This window comes from Streptomyces sp. NPDC043853, from assembly GCF_056436025.1.
On the sequence record NZ_JBWKDJ010000021.1, the window covers coordinates 40,649 to 61,391 of the forward strand.

At 70.7% G+C, this 20,743-nt stretch carries 16 protein-coding genes and 4 pseudogenes; 9 read left to right on the forward strand and 11 right to left on the reverse strand.

What is annotated here, in order from left to right; genetic code table 11:
• Positions 1-11: 11 nt before the first annotated feature.
• The 3 genes and pseudogenes from AC067U_RS35200 to AC067U_RS35210 form a co-directional block, all read right to left on the reverse strand.
• Positions 12-1,468 (reverse strand): annotated as a pseudogene (locus tag AC067U_RS35200) (NF041680 family putative transposase).
• A 373-nt stretch (positions 1,469-1,841) separates the two neighbouring features.
• The gene (locus tag AC067U_RS35205; protein WP_478833923.1) at positions 1,842-2,003 is read right to left on the reverse strand and encodes a hypothetical protein; all 162 of its coding nucleotides are present in this window, start codon (positions 2,001-2,003) and stop codon (positions 1,842-1,844) included.
• Positions 2,004-2,230: 227 nt separating this feature from the next.
• On the reverse strand, positions 2,231-3,520 hold the full coding sequence (locus tag AC067U_RS35210; RefSeq protein ID WP_478833924.1) for a M23 family metallopeptidase: 1,290 nt from the start codon (positions 3,518-3,520) through the stop codon (positions 2,231-2,233).
• 966 nt (positions 3,521-4,486) lie between these two features.
• On the opposite strand from AC067U_RS35210, the gene AC067U_RS35215 reads away from it, so the two are divergent.
• The 3 genes from AC067U_RS35215 to AC067U_RS35225 all read left to right on the forward strand — a co-directional run bounded on the left by AC067U_RS35215 (position 4,487) and on the right by AC067U_RS35225 (position 6,773).
• Positions 4,487-5,236 (forward strand): hypothetical protein, encoded by a 750-nt coding sequence (locus AC067U_RS35215; protein WP_478833925.1) that lies wholly within the window; start codon positions 4,487-4,489, stop codon positions 5,234-5,236.
• 176 nt (positions 5,237-5,412) lie between these two features.
• Positions 5,413-6,057 carry a hypothetical protein gene (locus AC067U_RS35220; RefSeq protein ID WP_478833926.1) on the forward strand — a complete coding sequence of 215 codons (645 nt, stop codon included), beginning with the start codon at positions 5,413-5,415 and terminating at the stop codon, positions 6,055-6,057.
• A gap of 527 nt (positions 6,058-6,584) precedes the next feature.
• On the forward strand, positions 6,585-6,773 hold the full coding sequence (locus AC067U_RS35225; RefSeq protein ID WP_478833927.1) for a hypothetical protein: 189 nt from the start codon (positions 6,585-6,587) through the stop codon (positions 6,771-6,773).
• A gap of 258 nt (positions 6,774-7,031) precedes the next feature.
• Here the strand turns inward: AC067U_RS35225 and AC067U_RS35230 are convergent, their stop codons facing one another.
• From AC067U_RS35230 to AC067U_RS35240, 3 genes are all read right to left on the reverse strand, one after another.
• The gene (locus tag AC067U_RS35230) at positions 7,032-7,445 is read right to left on the reverse strand and encodes an RICIN domain-containing protein (RefSeq protein WP_478833928.1); all 414 of its coding nucleotides are present in this window, start codon (positions 7,443-7,445) and stop codon (positions 7,032-7,034) included.
• 1,403 nt (positions 7,446-8,848) lie between these two features.
• Positions 8,849-9,115 (reverse strand): hypothetical protein, encoded by a 267-nt coding sequence (locus AC067U_RS35235; protein ID WP_478833929.1) that lies wholly within the window; start codon positions 9,113-9,115, stop codon positions 8,849-8,851.
• 340 nt (positions 9,116-9,455) lie between these two features.
• Positions 9,456-9,881: a phage tail protein gene (locus AC067U_RS35240; protein WP_478833930.1), complete on the reverse strand. Its 426-nt coding sequence runs from the start codon at positions 9,879-9,881 to the stop codon at positions 9,456-9,458.
• Between the two features lie 487 nt (positions 9,882-10,368).
• On the opposite strand from AC067U_RS35240, the gene AC067U_RS35245 reads away from it, so the two are divergent.
• Together AC067U_RS35245 and AC067U_RS35250 are read left to right on the forward strand one after the other, a co-directional pair.
• Positions 10,369-10,647: a DUF6959 family protein gene (locus tag AC067U_RS35245; RefSeq protein WP_478833931.1), complete on the forward strand. Its 279-nt coding sequence runs from the start codon at positions 10,369-10,371 to the stop codon at positions 10,645-10,647.
• Positions 10,648-10,804: 157 nt separating this feature from the next.
• Positions 10,805-11,542 (forward strand): dienelactone hydrolase family protein, encoded by a 738-nt coding sequence (locus AC067U_RS35250; RefSeq protein ID WP_478833932.1) that lies wholly within the window; start codon positions 10,805-10,807, stop codon positions 11,540-11,542.
• 731 nt (positions 11,543-12,273) lie between these two features.
• Here AC067U_RS35250 and AC067U_RS35255 read toward each other — a convergent pair.
• Positions 12,274-13,176, reverse strand: a complete 903-nt coding sequence (locus AC067U_RS35255) for an SCO6745 family protein (RefSeq protein WP_478833933.1) — start codon at positions 13,174-13,176, stop codon at positions 12,274-12,276.
• Positions 13,177-13,252: 76 nt separating this feature from the next.
• On the opposite strand from AC067U_RS35255, the gene AC067U_RS35260 reads away from it, so the two are divergent.
• Entirely contained in the window at positions 13,253-13,807 is a 555-nt protein-coding gene (locus tag AC067U_RS35260) for a TetR/AcrR family transcriptional regulator (protein ID WP_478833934.1), read from the forward strand.
• A gap of 510 nt (positions 13,808-14,317) precedes the next feature.
• Here AC067U_RS35260 and AC067U_RS35265 read toward each other — a convergent pair.
• Both AC067U_RS35265 and AC067U_RS35270 read right to left on the reverse strand, forming a co-directional pair.
• Complete coding sequence (locus tag AC067U_RS35265) at positions 14,318-14,644, reverse strand: hypothetical protein (protein WP_478833935.1); 327 nt, start codon at positions 14,642-14,644, stop codon at positions 14,318-14,320.
• A 352-nt stretch (positions 14,645-14,996) separates the two neighbouring features.
• Positions 14,997-15,560 carry an Imm21 family immunity protein gene (locus AC067U_RS35270; RefSeq protein ID WP_478833936.1) on the reverse strand — a complete coding sequence of 188 codons (564 nt, stop codon included), beginning with the start codon at positions 15,558-15,560 and terminating at the stop codon, positions 14,997-14,999.
• Between the two features lie 291 nt (positions 15,561-15,851).
• Between AC067U_RS35270 and AC067U_RS35275 the strand changes: the two are divergent.
• Positions 15,852-16,049, forward strand: a pseudogene (locus tag AC067U_RS35275) (oxygenase MpaB family protein); the annotation flags it as partial.
• A gap of 962 nt (positions 16,050-17,011) precedes the next feature.
• Here AC067U_RS35275 and AC067U_RS35280 read toward each other — a convergent pair.
• Both AC067U_RS35280 and AC067U_RS35285 read right to left on the reverse strand, forming a co-directional pair.
• Positions 17,012-18,198: pseudogene (locus AC067U_RS35280) on the reverse strand (thiamine pyrophosphate-dependent enzyme); the annotation flags it as partial.
• A 362-nt stretch (positions 18,199-18,560) separates the two neighbouring features.
• Positions 18,561-18,721: pseudogene (locus tag AC067U_RS35285) on the reverse strand (DUF5914 domain-containing protein); the annotation flags it as partial.
• A gap of 648 nt (positions 18,722-19,369) precedes the next feature.
• Here AC067U_RS35285 and AC067U_RS35290 point away from each other — a divergent pair.
• Together AC067U_RS35290 and AC067U_RS35295 are read left to right on the forward strand one after the other, a co-directional pair.
• A complete protein-coding gene (locus AC067U_RS35290; protein ID WP_478833937.1) occupies positions 19,370-19,819 on the forward strand; it encodes an SRPBCC family protein in 450 nt (149 codons plus the stop codon).
• A 350-nt stretch (positions 19,820-20,169) separates the two neighbouring features.
• The gene (locus AC067U_RS35295; protein ID WP_478833938.1) at positions 20,170-20,466 is read left to right on the forward strand and encodes a hypothetical protein; all 297 of its coding nucleotides are present in this window, start codon (positions 20,170-20,172) and stop codon (positions 20,464-20,466) included.
• The last annotated feature ends 277 nt before the right edge of the window (positions 20,467-20,743 follow it).

The following is a 20,743-nucleotide window of genomic DNA, read 5'->3' on the forward strand; positions in this document are numbered from 1 at the left end:
TAGCTCGATCTTTAACCTGTGCGGCGGGGTCGTGGGGTAGTCGACTTCGCCTTCCTGGACACTGCAGGGCCCGTTCTGCTCGGCGTGTGGACGTCGTGGCGTGGGGTGGGCCGGGTGTTCTTTCGGCCTGGAGGTCGTCCGGGTCCGGGGCGAGTGGGTTTCGGTGCTCGGGCCGGGCAGACGAGCTTGGGGCGGATGTGCCGGAAGTCGCGTCGGACACGTGCCGGGGTCAGCCTGTCTGAGGAGACGGGCCTCTCCCATGGGCGGCGCCGGTCGGCTGCCAGCGGCCGGGCCAGTCGCAGTTGGGTGTAGGCGGCGAGGATCAGCCAGGTCCAGCGGTCCGCGGCCTCAGGTGTGCGGATCTTCGGGCAGGTCCAGCCGAGAGTCTGCTTGAACAGGCGGAAGGTGTGCTCGATGTCGAAACGACGCAGATACGCCTGCCAGAGCCGGTCTGTGTCCGCTGCGTCTGCGCCGGTGCCCGACCACCACAGCCAGACCGGCTTCGGGGTGGCTCCGCTGGGCAGGTGATCGATGTCCAGGCGAATCACGGTTCCCTCGACGATCGGAAGGGTGCCGTCGGCTGCGGCCCAGGACGAGCGGTGGGTGAGCTTGGGGTGGAGCCGGTCCCACGAGCGCGCTCGGGCGGTTCCGTAGAGGCGGGTGTCGGTGACGGTCTCGGTGTCCGGGGTGCCCCAGGTGTCGGGCTGCCTGAAGACGAACTCGCCGCCGTGCCGGGGCGGACGGCCCATGGTGTCGGGCTGCCGGGGCGGGGCCGGCCTGCGCAGGACGCGGTCCGAACGCATCCGGGCCAGGACCTGGACCGGCAGGTCACGTAGGAGGTGGGCCAGGCGTGGTGCGTCGTATCCGGCGTCCGCGATGATGAGGACGTCCGGGTCGCCGGCCTGCCACTGACCTGCGGTGATCAGCCGCTCGACCAGTTCGCGCAACTGCCGGGCGGTGACAGTGGCGGTGTCGTCCCCGGGTGCCAGACGCAGAGCGTCCAGCGGTGCGGTCCACGAGCTGCGGCCGGGCTCCAGCGCGCAGATGATCGAGTACGGCCACCCGGGAACGGGGATGTGCTGGTCCTTGCCCCGGCCGTAGGTGTGGCACAGGATCCGCTCTGGTGAGGTGTGGGCGTTCGGCCGCAGCCAGCACGTGACATCGACGGCCAGGACCAGCCGCCCGTCGACCGCCCGCGGCAGCGGCACGGAGCCCGGCCCCGGCGCATCCGGTCCGCGTCAACCCGGCCCTTTGAAATAGCGGCGTAGAGTCCTCCGTGCCCGCGGCGGTGTTCGCCCACCAGCGACAGCTCGGCCAGCGACCTCACCGGCCCGTCACCGCACAAGACCGCGTCGGCCAGCTCGAACAGAGCATCCGAACGAGCGGTGAGACAGGCATAGAACTCACCCCGGAAGCGTGACAGTTCCGCCGGCAGCTCCTGCCGGCCATCACGATGCAGCAGACTCATCCTCACGGCCTTCGTGCTGGACGTGTGTGTTCCTTGGTCGGAGCACATGTTCAGACGAAGGCCGCTTCCGTGTACGGCGGATACCGAACCGAGTGATCAAGTACGACGTACCGTTCGACGGCACACGTTAAAGATCAAGTTAGAACGGGGCTGCTGGTGGTCGGCTGTCGGCCAGGCGCCAACGGGGCGTGCGGCCCCAGCGGCCAGGTCGGCGGCCTCGGCCTCCCTGCGCCGGTCAGCCCTCCACGCGGTCATCCTGCGGCGGACCTCGCTGTCCAAAGCGGTGCCCACAAGGCCGGCAACCAGTTGGGCACGGACTCGCTGCTCCGCTGGCTGCTGGGACATTGGCAGTGTCAGAGAACCAGCCCAGGCACTACATCAACGGCCGGTCATAGTGGAGGCACATCATCGCCCTGGCCTCGATCGTGTCGGCGATGTTCTCCCTGGCCGCCAGGAGCGCCCGGGTCGTGACGACCGCGGTGTCCGCGAGCTGGGTGTAGTGATCGGTATCCCGCGGCGGCAGCTGGCTCGTCATCGCTTCTCTTCCCGGATGGCAGGACGCAGGGAGGCTGGGGTGTTCCAGTCGCCGGGCGGCGCGGCGTGCGGGATGAGGTCGGGCAGGGCCAAGGCGGCCATGTCGCTGTCGGATGCCGCAGCGAGAGCCCCGATCACCCGCTGACGACCAACCGCTGCCACCGCCCCGCACACTCACACCACTTTCACCTCACCTCCGAACACCCACCGACACACACAGATCATCACTCACGAGTCCGGGAAGTCGACGACGGCCAGGACGAGGGGCAGCTCATCGGTGCGGGACTGGGGCTCGGGCAGCCTGCCCTGCAGGAAGGTGCCGCTGAGGTAGTTGTCGGTGGTCAGCCAGGTCGTGAAGGGGATCTGGCCCCGGTAGGTGAAGCGGTCGATGACGTAGGGGACGGCGTCGGCCTGCAGCAGTGACGGGTCGTCCATCAGCTGGAAGTGCAGGTGAGGGGCGTTGGAGTTGCCGGTGTTGCCCAGATCCGCGATCTTCTGGCCCTTCTTGATTTTGTCCCCCGGCTTGACCAGCAGACTGCCCTTGATCAGATGGGCGTACATGGCCCAGACGCCATCGCCGAGGTCCTGGATGATGTTGTTGCCGTCCACGTTCTGGACGGTGATCTTCGGACCGAGAACGGGGTCGTTGGCGGGCAGGATGCCGGGGGTGCCCGCCTCGACCGTGTCGAGCGTCGAACTCACGGTGCCGTCGGCGACCGCGTAGACCGCCTCGCCGTAGTCGGCGTAGCTCTCGTTCTTCGTCTTGTCGCCGCTGTAGAACTTTCCGTCGTCGGTGAGTTTCATCCAGTCGATGGCGAAGCGCTGGGAGTTGGCCAGTTTGCCGTTCAGAGAGTTGAGCGCGATGCGGTGCGACCCGCCGGTGCCGCAGCAGCTGTTCAGGGCGACCCAGTCGTCCCCCTTGAGCGGGGGTGCGATGATCCGCGGCTTGCCGGAGGAGATGTTGAAGGGCGCGGCGAGGTAGTTGACCGGGCTCGGCTTGGTGGCCGGGGGCACGGCCTGCCCGGTGAGGAACAGCCGGTGCATGACCTCGGCGGGCGCCTGGTCCAGCGAGTCGAAGGTCAGGTCCACCATCAGGGCTCGGGACTGGCCGGGAGGCATGACGGTGTCGGTCGCGTTCGACGAGGGCAGCGTCCGCAGCAGATTGCAGGCTCCGTACTCACATTCGGGATTGACCAGTTGACGACTGGAGAGGGTGGCGACAACAGTGTCAGGTCGTTTGGCGTCGACCACCTGCACCTTGGTGAGCGTGGCCGGCAGCCGCGAGGCGTTGGTCAACTGCAAGTCGTAAGAGACGTGGTACTTCTGGTCGCTGCCCAGCCAGGGAAACGTCGGATCGCTGATCGGTGTAACGACCACGGGGCTGAAGCTGTCCGGCACGGTCACAGCGGCCCGTGCGCCGGCAGGCGCGGCCTGCTCACCAGGGCCCGAGGACGCTCCTTCTGCTGAGGTACACCCGGCGACGAGCAGCACCGCGACCAGCGTCGCGGACAGCGTCATCGGCCGCGTCCGCCGCCGCCCCGGGTACGACCGCGTCCGTTGTCCCGGGCGCGCTGCTCGCGGCGCCAACCGCTTGATGATCCCGTTCGAGTCTGGACGGGAGCGCTGAACGTTCATCACTCCACCTCGCATGGCCAGGTGTCCCGATACATCGGCACTCGTCGCGAAGCGACAGGCTGCCATCCGGCGGGTTGGGCGGGGGCTGCGGTGTCGCCAGGACGCCGACTTCAGCGAACGGCTGAAGCGTTCTCTGGGGTCCGACGGTCCCACCAGGACGGCGGGGCGCCGAATCGGCGAGCTGCTGGGGGCGGTTCTGGGCGGAGTGCACAGGTTCGCTTCGATCGGACTTGAGCATGTGGGGAACTCCCCCGGAGAACGTGAACGGTGAGCAAGGCCGAAGTGCTTGCGCACATGCCTGCTGGACATGCGCCCAGCCAGCCCGAGCGTCTGGTTTCGCTGCCTGGCGATTGCACATGGGGGAGCAGCGCCCCCGGGGGCATGTAGCACCGCCGCGCTTTGAAGGCCCGATCGATTCCCTCAATCCTGGCACGACCCCGATATTGGCGCCAGCCGTGCGGTTCTCGTGCGGAAGCCTGCCGTTCATGGCTGTGAAAGGGAACCGGAGCGCTTCCAGGACGCCGCCCTACGCCATCGCCGACGCATGGGCCAGGAAGGACAGACGGGCCTGGGCACCACGGCCGGCCAGAGCCACAACAGCTTCCGGCGCCGCCATCCACCCCGGTGGTCAGTCCGAGAGATAACCCGCGCGGTAGCCCGGCCGGGAAGCACAGCCGCTTCGCGTCGTCCCCTTTACTGTCTTGCCCCGCTCGTTCACGACAGGTGATCATTCTCCAATGGGGTTGCGAACCGGGTTTCGATGGCGAATCGGCCTGATCCTCATTGATTCGTCGCCGGTCTGACGCGCCGCGACCGGCTGCCGGTCTCACCATTCACCGAGGAGAGCGCGTGCCCAGCATGACGACCGTCCAGCCGATGACGCCCGAAGAAATGGCCGTCCACGAGGAGGCGAACCTCGCGTTCAGGCGGGCGTGTGACGAACGCGACGCCCTTCCTCCCGGTCCGCCGTTCGATCCCTACAGCCGGACCGGCAACATACATCAGCACCGACTCGACACCATTCCGGGATACGCAGCCGCGCAGCGGAAGGTCCACCGTGCCCTGGAGGCGTTGAAGGCAGCTGACCTCTCGCACTTCCATCTCCAGGTGGGGGAGATGTGGTACCGCCTGGTCGCGATGGATGAGCTGAACATGCTCATGACCGATTACGAGCGGCCCCGGTATCCGGCGCAGCCGAGCTTCCTGTACTGGGGTGCGGAACACGAAGCCCTGAAGGCCACGGACCCCGAAGCGCTCGCAGCGGCCAAAGCGGCGTACGACGAGGCCTGCGACGCGCATCGCGTCTGGCGGCCGGAGGTGGTCTCCGGCATTGCCCTTCACAAGTTGGAGGACTACGGCGAGTATGTCGTCACCCCAGAGGAGATCACTGAGGCGCTGGCCGCCTACCGCTTGCACTCCGACGACGAAGTGATGGCCGTCATCGCCTCCGTCGGGAAGCGCGAGGGGGCAGAGGCGGACGATTTCCGAGGCGGTCGCGGCCCGGTAGGCATCAGTACCGGCGACTGGATCAAGTGGATCACCTACCTCGAACGCGCCGAAAAACGTGGCGGCTTCACCATCGACGCGATCGACATCTGAGGCAGGCCTGCTGCTCCCCCATGACCCTCGGGTACCCGTCATCCGGTGCGAGGGCCCGCCCGCGCTCAGGCTGCGCGTCTGCGCTACAACTGTGATCGCCATGCTCACCGCGCGGAGCCGACGACGTCGAACGTGTGATGATCACGGTTGCTGGAAGCGGCGAGGGAACGGGAACCATGAGTGGCACGAGCTGTCCGCAGTGCGGGGCGATCGACCAGGTGCGCAGCGTGCGCGCCGTGTACGAGGAACAGACCGGGACCTACGCGGGTGTGTCGACCGGCTACTCGTCAGGGACCGGCTTTGCGCCGGGCGTGGGGTCGGTAGCCGTCTTCGGACGCTCGACCGTTCACACCTCGGGGGTCTCGAGCACTCTGCTGGCCCAGCAGCTGGCGCCGCCGCCCCAGCCGGTCCTGGACCGGCAGCGGGGCGGGTGCGCGCTGGCCCTACTCTTCGCCGTGCCGGTGGTCGTGGCCCTGATGACGCTGCCGGTGCTGGCAAGCGGCGAGCCCGGCGCAGGGCGCAGCGCGATGGTCTTCTGGGGTGTGTTGGGCCTGCCCTCCTTGGCCGGTGCCGTGGCCACAGTGCTCCGGCGTGCGCTGGCGCGGCGGGCGGCCAAGAAACGGTTCCGAGCACAGACAGCAGTCTTCCCCGCGCTGTTCGCGGTGTGGGAGGCGGCGTTCACCTGCGGGCGCTGCCACCTCGCGTACCTGCCGGCCGGGCCGTCCGCCCCGGCAGGTCCGCGCTCCGCCCCGGTGCCAGGCTTCCAGCAGCTGGTGTGGACCGTGGCCCAGGAGACCGGGGGACTCGGCAGACCGTCCTGACACCTCGCCGACACGGGCCCCGGCCGGGCATAGCGGCCACGGCGGCGGGGTGAACCCCGTCTGCATCGCGTCGGCCCCACTCCGGCAAGCCGGGCTCTTGACCGTGCTGGCCCGCGGTACGGCCTACACGGGCACAGGCCAGTCCAGCGGCCCCGGGTTCGACTGCTCTCCGTGTAGTAACCGGACTGCGGGTGTGCCCGGTATTCGGGGGCGAAGGCCCGGCCGAGCACCCACGCGCCCGCACCGCACCGCCCGGCACGGCCCGCACCCGGCACCCGGCACCCGGCACCCGGCCCGGCAACCGGCCGGGCGCTGTGGACATGGCCGAACTGTGCCGCGCCGCCCACGGCGTGACCAGCCCTTCCGTCACCGCACTGTGTCACTGTCCTGTGCCATCGAACACTGATCGATGCAACGCCCTTGCCGGCCGTCGGGAGCAGGGCCGAAGAGCAGAACAGCACCACCCGTTACGGTGAGCCTCGGTCACCCGAAGAAGCGCGACACCGCGCAGCCTCGTTGCCCTGAGCATGAACAAGAAGATCAAGCGCGCCGCCACCACCGCGGCCGCCACCACCGTCATCCTCCTGACCACCGCCGCCATGCCGGCCCACGCCGCCCCTTCTCAACAGGCTGACAGCACCGTGAACGGCGGGCTCAGCTTCCTGCGGGAGACTGCAGAGGCCATCATCACCTTCGTCTTGCAAGTCCTGGCCTAACCACCCGCAGCACCGACGCCCCCGGGCTCATGACCCGCCGCCCATGAGCCCGGTCGGCCCGGCCGGGTCCGGTGCCACCGTCGCACCCTCAGCACCAGAGCCTCTGATCAGGTTCGTTGACACAGGACAGTCACCAGACACACTGTGTGACTGAGCATGGCAGTCGGCCCCGAAGGACAACCACGACGCTCAGTTCCGAGGACCCGGCTCACCTCAGGGGCTCCGTCCGGCCGGGCGTCGGTGGATCACAAACAGTGACTACCGGAGGGAAAAGCGGGGCAAGGGCAGCGGGACGGGGATCAGCTGCCATCGCTGGTCCGGCCCGCCGTCGGGGCGGTCCTGTGCTCCCCTCTGGCCACGGGCGGTGAGGGGGAGGCGGGAGTGGGCGGGGGTGAGGGTGTAGCCGTTGGCCGAGGTGCCGCGCAGGATGAAGGACTGGTTCGCCTTGCCGGTGCACCCGAACATGATCAGTGCGGTCGGGTGCAGGCTGGAGCGGGGGACATCCACGCACCGTCCGTCGGACTGAGCGAGTCTCCAGCCGCCGGGTGCGGCTTTCAGGGTGAATTCCTGGCGTCTGGGGTCGGCGGTCGCAGTGCTGGTGGTGAGGTGGTCGCCGTCGGCGGCGAGGTAGCGGCCGGTGGCGGCATTGAGGATCCGGTACCGGCCGTCCATGCGTGGCTCTGCCAGGTCCCGTGGGGTAGGGCAGGCGCAGGTCGCCGCGCCAGGCGGCGTCGGCCCGGTACTGCCGGCTGCGGTATGGCGCGTAGACCCCGGCCGGCACGCACGGCGTGTGGGAGTGGGGACAGATGTCCATGTCGTGGAGGGCATAGCGGCCGAAGAACCGCCACTTGTCGCGGGCGGCGGCCTCGTCGAGGTTCGGGGGTTCAAGGCGGGCGCTGTAGTCGCGGTAGAACACCACCGGGGGTGTCCGGCCGAGTTCCGGGCGAGCGAGCGCGGCGACGACGAGGCGGCTGGTGGCGACGTGGTCGAGGTTGAAGTTGTACCCGCCTGCCGGGCCGGGCTGCTGGTCCGCGGTGGGATCCAGGGTGTTCACCACGTTCGGATGGAAGTCGCCGACCACGCTGCGCAGGAAGTCCAGCAGCACCTCTCGGGAGACGTCCTGCGGCGGCTGCGCCTGATCGCCGGGAAGGGCGGTCGCGGGCAGACCGTCCGCGTACAACGACCACAGCTGCCGCCCACGCACCGCCGTGGCGGCCGAGTCCGGGATCCGTACCTCCACCACCGACACCCGGCCTCCTTCCAGCCTCCACAAGGTGGCGGTGATCCCGCCGGCGGCATACGGCGCGGACTGCCAGCCGGTCTGGTCCCCCCGGGCCGCGGCCGCGTAGGCGGAGCGCACCCCCGCTTCCCGCTCGCGCAGGTACCGGAACTGCTCGACGGGAGTGGGCCGCCGGTGCTTGAAGTCGTAGAAGGACCCGACCAGGAACACCGTCCGGACACACACCAGCGGGTTCTCAAGGGCCGTGAGGAGATCAGGAGCCAGAAAGAGCAAGTCGTCGTCATGATGCGCGACCACGTTCAACACCCGCCCCCCGGCACACGACACCCCGGCCCGGTCCCCGGGACTGGCCTGCCCCGGCAAGGCGACGAGGACCACAGCCAACAACCCGGCCACCACGCCCACCGCCGCGCGGTACGCCGCCGGACCGCCGAGACTGCGGCCGCCGCCGCCCGAGACCGCCCATCTCCCCAGGGCGGCTACCGCCTCCACCCCCACCCCGCCTGCCAGATCCCACCCACCCCTCCACGCCCACCCGTCCCCTCACGGTTTCAACGCGGCAGGCCCGCACGGGTTTCTCCCCCGGACTCCGGACACCGCACGACGGGCGGCCGGTGGCACTTCGCGCAAGGGCCGGTCTGGCTCGGCGACCAGGTGACGAGCTGCGGCCAGCCGAAGGGGGAGTGGGGGAGGCCGAAGGGACCGAAAGGTCGACCTGCGCCCGCCCCTCAGCCAGCGCTGCGCAGCGGATCAAGGTGGCCCACCGCCGCCGCGCGTGGACGGCGGCGCGGCGGAGAGCGACGGCGCCGAGGGACCGGGACCAGGCCGCCGCAGCCTAGATGGGGAGGGGGAGGCCCAGCAGGCCGCCGCCGCCACTCTTGGCTCCGCCGCCAAGAAGGCCGCCGATTCCCGGGATCGCGGCAAGAGGGGGACTTGGGGGATCCGGGAGCGAGGCTGCTACGCCGCCGCCTTGCTTGGGGGCCCCGACGATTGCCGGATCGTCGCGATCGTTGGCGTTCATGTCGGCGTGGGCTGTTCCGGACATGGTCAGCGCAACGCCAGCACGTGCCGGAGCTGCCAGTGCGCGCTTGGTGTTGTTCATTTCCTGGCAACGCGAGTGCGGCGTTCCGGTTACGCCCCGCCACCGCCGGACCAGCCGTCAGCCCCCGACCCCACATCGGGGGCTCCGGCGGGTCCGGCCGGGCCGGCACAGTGCCGGCGCGTTCGGCCTCTGCACGGCTGCACTGTAGGGCCGTGCAACGGATACCGCCGCCGGGATGCCACTCCAGCACCGCACCGGCAGCCCGGCCGTGCTCGGCGCACCCGTCGACCGGGACCAGGCCGCCGCAGTCGTGGCGATGGCACACGCACCCCTCGCCCGGGCCGGCGTACGGCACCCCGCGGCGGCTGGCAGACCCTGTACGCCCGACTCGGCCGACCGGCTATTCGACCGTCATGGACTCGTAGGCGATCGTGACCGACTCCCCCGCCGAACCACCGGCCGAATCGGCGGTGGCGCTCGTGGCGAAGGCGTTGTTCAGCGTGAAGCGGCGAACCTGGTTCCCCTTGCTGTCGAACATGGTGACCGTCATGTCCGGCCTGACGTCGTCCGGCCTCTGCCCGGCCATGGTGTTGCGCACCCAGTCGGTGAACACCTGGCTCTTCTCCAGCCCACGGACGATGGTGACGTCCCCGCTCGTAGCAGCGTCGGCCCGCTTCCTGACGATCGACTGACCGTTCTTGCCGACCTGCTTGATCTCACCGGCCTCGAAGCCGTGGTTCAAGCCGGAGACGGCCTTCACCGACTCCACCGTGAATTTGCCGAGCTCAACCGAGAACCGGCTCGCGGCAAGGTTGTCTCCTTCCATGACTCACGCCTTTCTGTTCTGCAGACGCCCGCTACGGGGCAGGGTGAACTCCACATCGGTACCACCGCAGCCAGCCGCGGTATCCACCAGTCACTCCCGCTCGTCGACCACCAAGCGGTGCACGCGGTCACCGACGGCCAGGACAGCCAGCCCGAGACAGGCCGACAGGCCAGCCCTCGCCCCCGTCGAAGATCGTCACGCACTCCGGCGTTCAACGGAGTGGGGAGTTCAGTAAGCGTTGCGCCGCGTTGTCGGCCGGGGTCACCCGCTCGTCGCAGTTTGCGATCAGGATCGACGAGCACGAGAACCTCGACCGTGATCACCGCCGGCTGTGCAGAGCGCCGACTACTCGGTGGTCGTGTTCGGCTCGGCGACCAGGGCGCCACCGTGACCGCGCCCCTGATGGCGATTCTTGGAAACGGCTGTGACCGCGCTTCCGTGATGACTACGGCTTGGTGCAGTACGGCGTCTGCTGTTGGAGCGCTCGATGGAACGCATTGAGGCTGAGCTGTTCACGGATCCGGGCAACGACGCGGTTGTCCGTCTGCCCCCACGTCGCGTCCCGGGGGTGCTGATCCATGGTGACTCGCTGTCGATCCTCCGCGGCGACGTTGCTGAGATCGTGGAGGCTTGTGCCCAGGGCGACGCCGATGACGCCCACGAGGCTGCCACCATCCTCCTGGCCGATTTCGACGAACTGCTGGCCCGCTACGAAAGGGCGTTGGAGGCTCACGGCATTGAGCGACCCTACGGACCACGCGCGTAAGGGGGTGTGACCGGGATACGCGCCAAAGGGGCAACGGGATGAGCTCGAAGCCCTGAGCGCCGGACCCATCCCGTATTTTCAGAGGGACACCCGTGCTGTTCTGCCAGCGGCAGAACACCGGCCGGACCGGGCTCGACGATCACTACAGTCCAGTCTCATGACGAAGATTACGACGCGTACGGTCGAGTACCCGGCCGACGGTTTGACGATGATCGGGCACCTCGCGCTCCCGGCCGGTGTCGACCGCCGGCCCGCGGTGCTGCTCGGACCAGAGGGCATGGGGCTCAGCGACGTCGAGCGCCGCCGGGCCGATGTGCTCGCCGAGCTGGGATACGTAGCGCTGGCCTTCGACCTTCACGGCGGGCGCTATTTGGGCGACCCCGACGAGATGCTGGCCCGTTGCATGCCCCTGCTCGCCGACCCCGACCGGATGCGGGGCATCGGTCATGCGGCGCTCGACGTATTGCGCGCCGAACCGCGGACCGACCCCGACCGGATCGCCGCCGTCGGCTACGGCACCGGGGGCGCCGTCGCGCTGGAACTCGGACGCGACGGCGTCAACCTGCGCGCGATCGGGACGGTCAACGCGCTGACCACGGGCCGACCGGGCGAGGCAGCGCGCATTCGCTGCCCGGTGTGGGCCGGGGTCGGGTCGGAAGACCCGATCATGCCGCCCGCGCAACGGGACGCGTTCACCGCCGAGATGCAGGGCGCGGGCGTCGACTGGCGCCTCGTGGTCTACGGCGGAGCCTTGCACGCCTTCCACCACCCGCCGGTCGACCACCCCGTGGTCCCCGGCGTCGGGTACCACCGCCAGCACGCGCAGCGAGCCTGGCGCGACGTCGTCGACCTGCTCGCCGAGTGCCTGCCCGTGACGGAGGACCTGGGGGCATGACCCAGGCAAACATGCTGGTGCCAGGCCCGGTTCGGCGTCGCGCACTGACAGCCTCCCCCCCTTCAAGCCCTCACAGCAGACCCGTATTCGGGGAGTTGTGCGGTCGCGGTGACGTTCGGCCGGCGGATCGGCCTGTCGGCGGTCGAGAGGTCCTCGTCCGCCTATGGGTGAGGCGGTTCCCCTATGACGTGCCGATGTGCCGGCGACGGACTTTCGTTGAGCAGGTGAAGGGTTTCACGAGGTCACACGGCCAGTCTTCTCTGGCCATGCGTGACCTTGCCCGTTTCGTGGCCGTGGAGCTCGGGGACCGCCCCGGAGGACGCCTCCGCCGACGGCTGGCGCTGTCCGGCCGACGGACATCACTCATCCATTTGCTGTCGGCGCCGGTGGTCCCGGCCCGGGCCCCCGTGGGCCTTCCTGAAGGATGGCGTCCATGAGGAACACGAAGGCATTCAAGGAAGCGGTCGCCGACACGCTGGCCGAGCCGGCCCAGCTGCCCGCGCAGCGAGCCCCGGTCGCGCAGCTCGATCTCCCTGGGCTCGGTCCCCTTCCGGGAGTGCCGGAGCCGGGAGGCGTCGATGGCCGCGGGCTTGGAGGTGAGGGCGCGGACCTGGTGGAGGGTGGCCGGGCCGAGCGGGTTGCAGAACCAACGCAGGCAGGTGCGAATGCCCCAGACCAGGAGCGCGATAGCGGTGCAGCGGACCCCGCATTCGGGATGCCACGGGGTGGCGTCACACCTTGCCGATGCCGAGGGTGTTCTCGGCGGGGAGCAGACCGGAGCCGATCGCGGACAGCCAGGGGCCTCCGAGAAGTTCGGCCAGGCGGGCGGTGCCGTCCGGGCCGAGGGCGTCCCAGGGGGCCGCGGCGAGTTCGTCCGTACGCCGCTCGACCTCGGCGCGCAGCTCGCGACCCGCGTCGGTGACCTCCACGGGCGCGCCGCCCGCTTCGACGAGGCCGCGGGCCACGAGCCGGGCGCGGGCGGCGGACCACTCGGCGGCGGACCAGCCGCGGCTCTCGAAGACCGGCTCGGGGGCGGCGCCGACCGCTGCGAAGGAGACGAGTGCCTCGACCGGGTCGAGCCCGGCGATCAGGAGCGCTGCGAGGTGACCGTCGCCGCGGTGCTCGCGCAGGACCGTCGCGGCCTGCCAGAGGACGAGGTGCGGGGCCTCGGGCCAGGGCAGGGCGGCGTTGGCGGCGGCGAGGGGGCGCCCGGCCGTCCCGGCGGCCTCGGCGGCGCGGCGGGCGAGGGCGGCGGCCTCGGCGAGCTCGGGCCCCTTGACGGTGTCCTCGCCGAGGACGGCCCGGTAGGTGCGGTCGACGGCGCGGAGGCGGGCGGCGAGGACGTCGGCGGGGGGCACGGACGGCGTCCCGCCGGGGACGTACCGGGCGACCATCCCGGGGCTGAAGCTGTAGAAGGCCGAGGCGACCCCGGCCGGGCCGGCCGCGCCCAGCGGGGCGGAGCGCCAGGCGAAGTAGGAGGGCCAGCGCTCGGCGGTGTCGTAGCCGAGGGAGGCGGCCTCGTCGAAGGCCTCGGAGGCGTAGTAGAGCAGGGCGTGCAGGGGTTCGAGCAGGTGCCACATCTGACGTACGCGTCCGGATTCCACGGCGGTCTCCCTCGTGATCGACTCACTCATCCACGACTTGTCACTGACAAGATTGCACGTCGGTCCGGAAACTTGTCAATGACTAGACGTCGGCTAAGCTGCTGCCATGCCGAGCCGGAAGACCTACCACCACGGTGACCTGCGGCAGTCCGTCCTCGCCGCCGCCCTCGACGTGATCGCCGCCGAGGGCCCCGGGGCGCTGAGCCTGCGCGACCTCGCCCGCCGCGCCGGCGTCTCCCACGCCGCCCCCGCCCACCACTTCAAGGACCGCACGGGGCTCCTCACGGCGATCGCCACGGAAGGGTACGACCGGTTGGCCGCGGCCCTCGCCGGGACGCCCGAGCTACGTGAACGCGGCGTGCGCTACGTACGGTTCGCGACGGAACACCCCGCCCATTTCCAGGTGATGTTCCAGCCGGACCTGCTCCGCACCGACGACCCGGAGCTCCTCGCAGCCAAGGAACGGGCCTCCGCCGAACTACGCGCCGGCGTCGCGGGCCTGCCGGACGTCCCCGACGCCCGCTTGGCGGGCATCGCCGCCTGGTCGCTCACCCACGGCTTCGCGACGCTGCTCCTCACCGGGAACATCGACACGGCACTAGGCGGCCGGGAGCCCGAGGAGTACTTCCGCTCCCTGACGGGCCTGCTCTTCGCTCCGTAGCCCCCGCCCTACGGCGAATTCCAGGGGCGACGCACCAGCCACTCCTGGAACTCCCGGTGCCGGAACTGGTAGGCGACACCGGAGGTCCGCATCAGCCCGGCGGGTCCACCAGGGCGAAGGTCTCGGTGTAGGCCTTCTGGGGAACCTGGTCGTCGGTCAGGAACGGCTGGCCGCCTTCCTCCCGGATGCTCTCCTTGATGGCGTTCTCCACCCAGCGGACGGCTGGGACAGTCAGGCATGACGACGGCCCGGTGGATCGTCCATCCCTGGGCCCGACTCTGCTGAATACGGCGCACCCGGACGTTCCCGATTCCGTACTTCCCCGCCTCGATGCCGTGGTGGATGGCGACATAGCAAGTCGGGTCTTTCCCCGCTTCGCGGCGGGGCCGGGTATGGCAGTGGCCACTCGGTCATTGCTCTGGGACGCTGACGTCAAGGCAGCGATGTCAGGGGCGTCTTTGCGGGTGGTCTCGACGAGGGACGCGATCGGGTTGGCCGTGGCGTTGGGCTTCATCGCGCGGAGCATGTCGCCGCCGTCCCCCCAGGGACATCGACCCGGTGATGACGGGCGGCGGCCGCGGCGAGCGCGGCGCCCTTGGGGGTGGAGGGTGACGGGCCGGAGTTCTCGTCGGACGCGAGTTCGGCCAGGGGCCAGGGATGTCCGCCGGCGCGGGCGAGGCGGGCGATGCCTTCGTCGATCCGGCGGCCCCCGGCGGGGACCAGGGTCACGGCCAGTCCGGCGTCGCAGATGTGGTCAGCGAGGTCGTCGAGCCGTTGGTCCGGATCGCTGTCTGCGTCGTCGCCGTGGACGGTGACGGTGTCCCCAGCTGCGGTCAAGGCCGCCCGCCCCGTCTGCCCGGGTACCGGGAGACCATCATCGAAGAGCAGCAGGACCACGTCCGTCGGTCGCTTGCCGCGGCCGGCATGACGGGCGAGGCCGAGGACAAGGCCGAAGCTCTCGGGCGCCGAGCACGGAGTCGCGGGGGCCGGGGCCCGCGGCCCGCACCGGTACCGGGCGCCTGCTGCTCCGGCGGGCCGTTGGGAGGCCGGTGAGCGGGGGTTGACGGGCCGCTCGCCGGACCGCGGCGGAGGAAGACCCGGGCGGTGATCGCCGCCGGCGGACAGACAGCATGTTTTCGGGCCGCACCACCGGCCGCCCGCCCCTGGCCGCAAACGGATCGTCTCCTCCTTACCCGGATGCCGGCAGCAAGGCTCCAGGGTGGTCCGGTGAGAGCCGCGTGAGCCCGACGAGGAGAATGGTCGTCCCGGGCGACGGCTGGGCATGGGCGGCGCGGACCAGATAGCGCCCCGGTTCCACGTCGATGCGCAGCCGGTCGGGGTCGTCGAACCCGGCGTCGGGCTCGGGAACGCCGGGCTGACCGGAGTCCAGGAGGACCACGGGCCCCGGAACCTCCCAGAGCACCTCCGACTCCCACGCCCCGGCCTCAAGCGCCGGTGCGACGCCGTCGAGGACTGCGGCCTCCGAGTCGGCGCCGATCCAGCACACGAGGCAGCCGTGCTCCGGCACGTAGGTGGTCGACCACGGTTCCCCGAGGACCAGGGCCTCCGCCTGCCCGACGGGGATCACACCGAGGTAGCCCTCGACCTCGCAGGCCCTGCCGTAGTCGTCGTCGCCGGTGGCCGACTCGAAGTCGCATCCCTGCCAGGACGGCAGGACCAGTTCGGGTACCAGGATGAGCGGCCCTCCCCCGGAACCGATCCACTGCCGTGCCTCGCTGCCGTCTTTGATCATGCGGGAAGGTTACTTCGGGGTGGCGACAGCGAACGGCTCGGGACTCGCCTCGATCCCCGTCGCGCCCCTGCGGGGCATCGCCCCCAGTCGCCTGCGACGGGCGATCCGCGTGGTGTCGCGCGCGGCCTTGACGCCGCCATCTGCCTGGCGACGCGGAGGGCGGGCCGGTCTGTGCCGAGCGCTCGGGCCCATGGCGTCCGGCTTGGCGCGTACAGGTACGGGGACTTCGCCGGACCGGCTCGACGGCGCGATACTTGAACTGTGAACCGGCCTCGGTTGCTGAACCTGCTGGTGCCATCGCGGACGCGCGACCGCCTGGGCGACGCCCTGTTCCGCCGTGTCGCCGGTCCTGACGGCGCGGCCAACCGGGCCAGGATCCACGGCACCCCGGGAGCCCGGTGGTTCTCCCCCGCGGAGCCGATCCGCCTGGTACACGGCGACGCCTCGACGTTCGTCGGCGGGCTGAACGCCCTCCTGCTGCAGTCCCTGCAGTGGCGGTTCGTGAGGCCGCCGACCGGATGACACCAGGCAAGCACGCATCAGTCGGGCGTCCGAATCCGCATGACCGGGCTTCCAGGTGGTTGTCGCCGCCGGCCGTACCTGATCCCCTCAGAGATTCGCGTTGGGCTTCGGTCGCCCTGGACAGCTCCAGCCTGGGCCTCACCGGCCATCGGCCGGCCCGCCAGTCCAGGTCCGGTCACAGAGATACCGTGCGGCCGACGGCATGCAATGCCTCTTTGGCAGCGCGGACTGCTGCAGGCCGGTTCGATGACGGCCCGGGCATCGGGCCCTCGTCGAGGACGTTCGCGCGGTGGCCCGGGCTGTTCATCCACCATGTGACAGCGGCGCTCGGCGTGCCCGAGGTGCCCCAGCCTGTGTACGGGATCTACCACGACCGGGGGTTCGGGCAGTAGTCGGCGCCCCATGATGCGGCTCTGCGGTGTCGAGCCCGTCTGGGGTCGAGCGTGCGCCGCATCCGACACCGAAACGATGGTGCCGACGGCAGGACCGCCACCGTCCGGGATGCGCATCGTCCCCGCCAGCCGGTCCGGACCCACTTCGAACCGCTGGTACGCCGGCACCATGGCCGCCCTCGCGGCGGCCGGGACGGTCCTTGTGGCCGCCGCCGCAGCGCAGCCGGTCCCGGACGTCTTCCCAACGCCGGGCGGCTGCCTGGTCTACCGCCCCGCCGACGACGCCGAGCTCGCCGGACACTCCGACACGCTCTTGTGGTGGGAGGCTCGCTGCTCGGTCTGGCCGTGCCGACGGCGACCGGCCTGACCTTCGAGGTCTGGCGGGCGGACGTCGGGCGGCCGCCCACCACGCCCGCGCAGGGTCTGGAGCCGGAGATGGGCTCTGAGTCCCCCGAGCCGCCGGTGGGGCCGGAGCAGCCGCCGTGAGCGCCCGCCGGTGGGCGGGCGGGCCGTCAGCCCCGGTCGCTCGTGAGGGGTTTCCTTGACCTTGGCTATGGCGAAGCCCCAGGCCTGGCTCACCGTGGGCTTGCCCGGTACGGCGATCTCCCGGGGATTGGTGAGCACGTTGAGGAGGACCGGGCCGGGCGTGTCGAGTGCCTGCCGCACGGCGTCGTCCAGGGCGGCCGGGTCGGTGACGCGGATCCCGGTCGAGCCCAGGGCGGTGGCGACGGCCGCGAAGTCCGGGTTGTCGAGTTCCGTGCCGAACTCGGGCAGGCCCGCCTGCTCCTGTTCGAGCTCGACCATGCCCAGGCGGCGGTGGTCGAAGACGATCAGTTTGACCGGCAGTCCGTACGTCTTGATGGTCATCAGATCGCCGAGCAGCATGCTCAGGCCTCCCTCGCCGCAGAACGCGCCCACCTGACGGTCGGGTGCCCACAGCTGCGCGCCCAGCGCCTGAGGCCTGGCGTTCGCCATCGAACCGAGGTCGTACGAGCCGAGCAGCCGCCGCGTCCCGCGCATGGTGACGAACCGGGAGAGCCAGACGGTGGCCATGCCCGTGTCTGAGGTGAAGACTGCATCGTCGGCGGCGTGCCGGTCCACGGACGCGGCCAGGGCCTCGGGGCGGACGTCGTGGTTCCGGTTGTCCACCAGGGTGCGCGGTGGGCCCGTCCAGCGACGGTCGTGGCGGGGGTCGGCGAGCTTGTGCTGCTCCTCGGTCACGATGCGAAGCGCGAGCGGGAGCCGTCCAGGTGGGAGCGGTCGGGTGATGCCTCCAGCCATGGGAGGAGGGCGCGCAGGGTCGCTCCGACGTCGCCCACCAGCCCGGCGTCCACCGGGACTCGCCGGCCCAGGTGTTCGCCCCTGGTGTCGATCTGGACGACCTTGCAGCCGTCGGGGTACCAGTCGCGGCAGGGGAAGTCGGTGCCCGGCATGACCAGCGTGTCGCACTGGTCGAGGGCGTGGGACGCGGCGGGGTTGCCGATCAGCCCGATCTGACTGACCTGGTACGGATTGTCGCGCTCGAAACCCTCCTTGGCCTTCAGGGTGAGCACCATGGGCGCGTTGCGCAGTTCCGCACGCCGCAGCGCCTCCTCCCGGGCCTCCCGGGCGCCTCGGCCGACCAGCAGGGTGGTCCTGGAGCCGGCGTTGACGAGCCGGGGGCTTCTGCGAGCGCGGTGCCGATTTCGGCGAGCGGGACCTGACCGCAGACGGCCAGGACGGTCTCCGCGCATGCGGGAGGGATGACCGCTCACCGGGCCGAGATCACTCCGGACCGGACACCTCGAGGCGGGCTGTGGGGAGTTCGGGCGGAGCCGCAGGCGGATCGGGTGCTCCGGCCGGGCGGGACGGTTCGCTCGTGTCGACGCCGTCAGAGTGGGCACGAGACATGCCATGACTGTGATGCTGCTCTTGCTACTGCCCCTGGGACTGGCTTTCGTCCTCCTCGCAACCGGTCAGCCACACGACCGCGGCCGTCACCGCGACACCCGCTGAAGCCCACCCGGGTGCCTTCCTTCGGTGCCGGCCGTCCCGCTCGGCCGGCCCGGTCCGAACAGACGTCGGCCCTGCCGGGGCGGTGGGCGGGTCACCCGGGAAAGCACCCCGAGGAGCGAAGGGCCCAACGGCGTGCCGCGTAGGCCAGGTCGTCGCGCCACAATCGGCCCGCGGCGGCCCGCATGAGGGGGCGCAACAGGGGGTCGCCCGGCGGGCCGCGGCGAAGCCCGGGCGTGCGGAGGTCGCGAGGACGTCCCGCCCTGCACATCGGCTTCGCCGTCGCGTCGGCCGTGGCCGCGGCGGGTCGGTGCACGGTCCATCACGTCGTCGTGAGCGAGGGCGTAGGTGCGCACGCCCACGCCGGGGTCTGGTCGTGGCGGGGGACGCCGTGAGGACGGGGCTGCCGGTGGTCCCGATGCAGCGGGCGGCCACCAGCAGTTTCCTGGCCGCGAACGCTCTGCTGGGAGGCTGGGGGCGGCGCGGACATCCGCTGTGGACCGTACCGAACGCGGCCGCGGAGCCGTCCTGCGTTGGGCGGCCCGCGGCGGGTGCGGCCAGTGACGGAGTCGGTGCCGGTCGTTGGAGTCGCCCCCGTGCTCACCGGCCCCCACCTCGCCGGCCTCGGAGCACACCTCGGGGCACCTCCGACCTCCTGTCCGTGGCTTGCCTGATCAGGTGGCCGGCCGGCCTGGGCCGGGAAGTGCCGTACTGCATGGCCGCCCGGCCCGCGCGGCAGGAGGTCCGGTTGCGGGGAATCGATGCCCGGCCGGGTGGTGTGCACCGTTTGATGCCGGGCATGCGCGGTGCAGGAGGAAGGCATTCTCCCGTTTCCCCGCCGCCGCCCACCCCGTGGGGAGGGCCGGTGACGCAAGTCCGTTCCCGAACAAGTCTGGACGTGTCATGTCGCAGGTGAAGGAATCCATCGAAGTCGACGTCCCCGTCACCACCGCCTACAACCAGTGGACCCAGTTCGAGTCGTTCCCCCAGTTCATGGACGGCGTCGAACGCATCGACCAGCGCACCGACACCCTCACCCACTGGGTCACCAAGATGGGCGGGATCGAGCGCGAGTTCGACGCCGAGATCACCGAACAGATCCCCGACACCAAGGTCGCCTGGGTCACCGTCGGCGGCCAGACCGAACAGTCCGGCGTCGTCACCTTCCGGCCCATCGACCCCGCCCACACCGAAGTCACCCTCATGATGGACTTCAATCCCGAAGGCATGGCCGAGAACATCGGCGACAAGCTCGGCTTCGTCGACCGCCAGGTCAAGGGCGACCTCAAGCGCTTCAAGCACTTCATCGAAGACCGCGGCACCGAAACCGGCGCCTGGCGCGGCACCGTCTGACCCAGCCGCCCTCCCCCGGCCTGTCACCACAAGGGCCGGGGGACGTCGGCCCGGCTGACCCCACCGGATGGACTGGCTCAGTACGCCAGCCTGATGAGGGCGCTGCCACACTCCGAGGGGCCAGGCGACCGTCGCGCCGGTCGAACTCCGGATACTCGTCTCTGTCGCGCGCCTCGACCGGGTTGGGCCTGCGGTGCCGGTTCACCACTGCAGGCCCACCGCGCGCTGGAGCACCCGGGCACGATGGGCAAGGTCGTCCGGGGCACCGGGAACCGGGCACATCGAGCCTGCCTGTACCGCTTCAGATGTGACGCTGGCCCTGCAGACCGGGACAGCCGTCGACGCGGCCATTGGCCCGGCGCACGTGCAGGAGGCGTTGCCTCGGATCAACAGGCTCGCAGGGCTCCGCGAAGCCCTCGCCGACCTCGCCCTCACCATCGCACGCACCCACGGCCACCTGGCCTGGTTCCCTCGCCCAGTGCAGCAGCGAACTCTCACCCATCCTCCACTGGCGCGCCCTGGACGCCGCCGCGGGCATCGACTTCGGCGCCACGCTGCCCACGACCGACCAACTCACCGACGCCGAACGTGCGGTCCGGGTCCTGGCCGCCATGCTCGCCCGCACCGGGAAGCGCACCGACAGCTGACGGCAATCAGCCGGATACGGGCTCAGGCGGTGAGCCCCTATCGGTGCAGCGGGCGGGGGGCTGCTCCCGGACCAGCCATGCCGCCTCCGGGATGCACTCGTGGCAGGCGGTCGCCCAGGGGTGACGTCGCCCGGCTGGTGTCGGTCGACTCCAGCAGCGTCCGTGCACACCAGCATGCGGCCGGAGCCCGAGAAGGGGGCTCCGCAGCCCGGCCCTCGGCCGGTCCCGGGGCGACCCGCAAGATCTACCTGGCCCAGAGCGTCGGCAAGCTGGTCGT

Bases quoted from the DNA above. Each gene is read 5' to 3' on its own strand.
- AC067U_RS35205 (WP_478833923.1), bottom strand. From the start codon at position 2,003: ATGACGAGCCAGCTGCCGCCGCGGGATACCGATCACTACACCCAGCTC.
- AC067U_RS35210 (WP_478833924.1), bottom strand. From the start codon at position 3,520: ATGACGCTGTCCGCGACGCTGGTCGCGGTGCTGCTCGTCGCCGGGTGT.
- AC067U_RS35220 (WP_478833926.1), top strand. From the start codon at position 5,413: ATGAGTGGCACGAGCTGTCCGCAGTGCGGGGCGATCGACCAGGTGCGC.
- AC067U_RS35225 (WP_478833927.1), top strand. From the start codon at position 6,585: ATGAACAAGAAGATCAAGCGCGCCGCCACCACCGCGGCCGCCACCACC.
- AC067U_RS35230 (WP_478833928.1), bottom strand. From the start codon at position 7,445: ATGGACGGCCGGTACCGGATCCTCAATGCCGCCACCGGCCGCTACCTC.
- AC067U_RS35235 (WP_478833929.1), bottom strand. From the start codon at position 9,115: ATGAACAACACCAAGCGCGCACTGGCAGCTCCGGCACGTGCTGGCGTT.
- AC067U_RS35240 (WP_478833930.1), bottom strand. From the start codon at position 9,881: ATGGAAGGAGACAACCTTGCCGCGAGCCGGTTCTCGGTTGAGCTCGGC.
- AC067U_RS35245 (WP_478833931.1), top strand. From the start codon at position 10,369: ATGGAACGCATTGAGGCTGAGCTGTTCACGGATCCGGGCAACGACGCG.
- AC067U_RS35250 (WP_478833932.1), top strand. From the start codon at position 10,805: ATGACGAAGATTACGACGCGTACGGTCGAGTACCCGGCCGACGGTTTG.
- AC067U_RS35255 (WP_478833933.1), bottom strand. From the start codon at position 13,176: ATGAGTGAGTCGATCACGAGGGAGACCGCCGTGGAATCCGGACGCGTA.
- AC067U_RS35260 (WP_478833934.1), top strand. From the start codon at position 13,253: ATGCCGAGCCGGAAGACCTACCACCACGGTGACCTGCGGCAGTCCGTC.
- AC067U_RS35270 (WP_478833936.1), bottom strand. From the start codon at position 15,560: ATGATCAAAGACGGCAGCGAGGCACGGCAGTGGATCGGTTCCGGGGGA.
- AC067U_RS35290 (WP_478833937.1), top strand. From the start codon at position 19,370: ATGTCGCAGGTGAAGGAATCCATCGAAGTCGACGTCCCCGTCACCACC.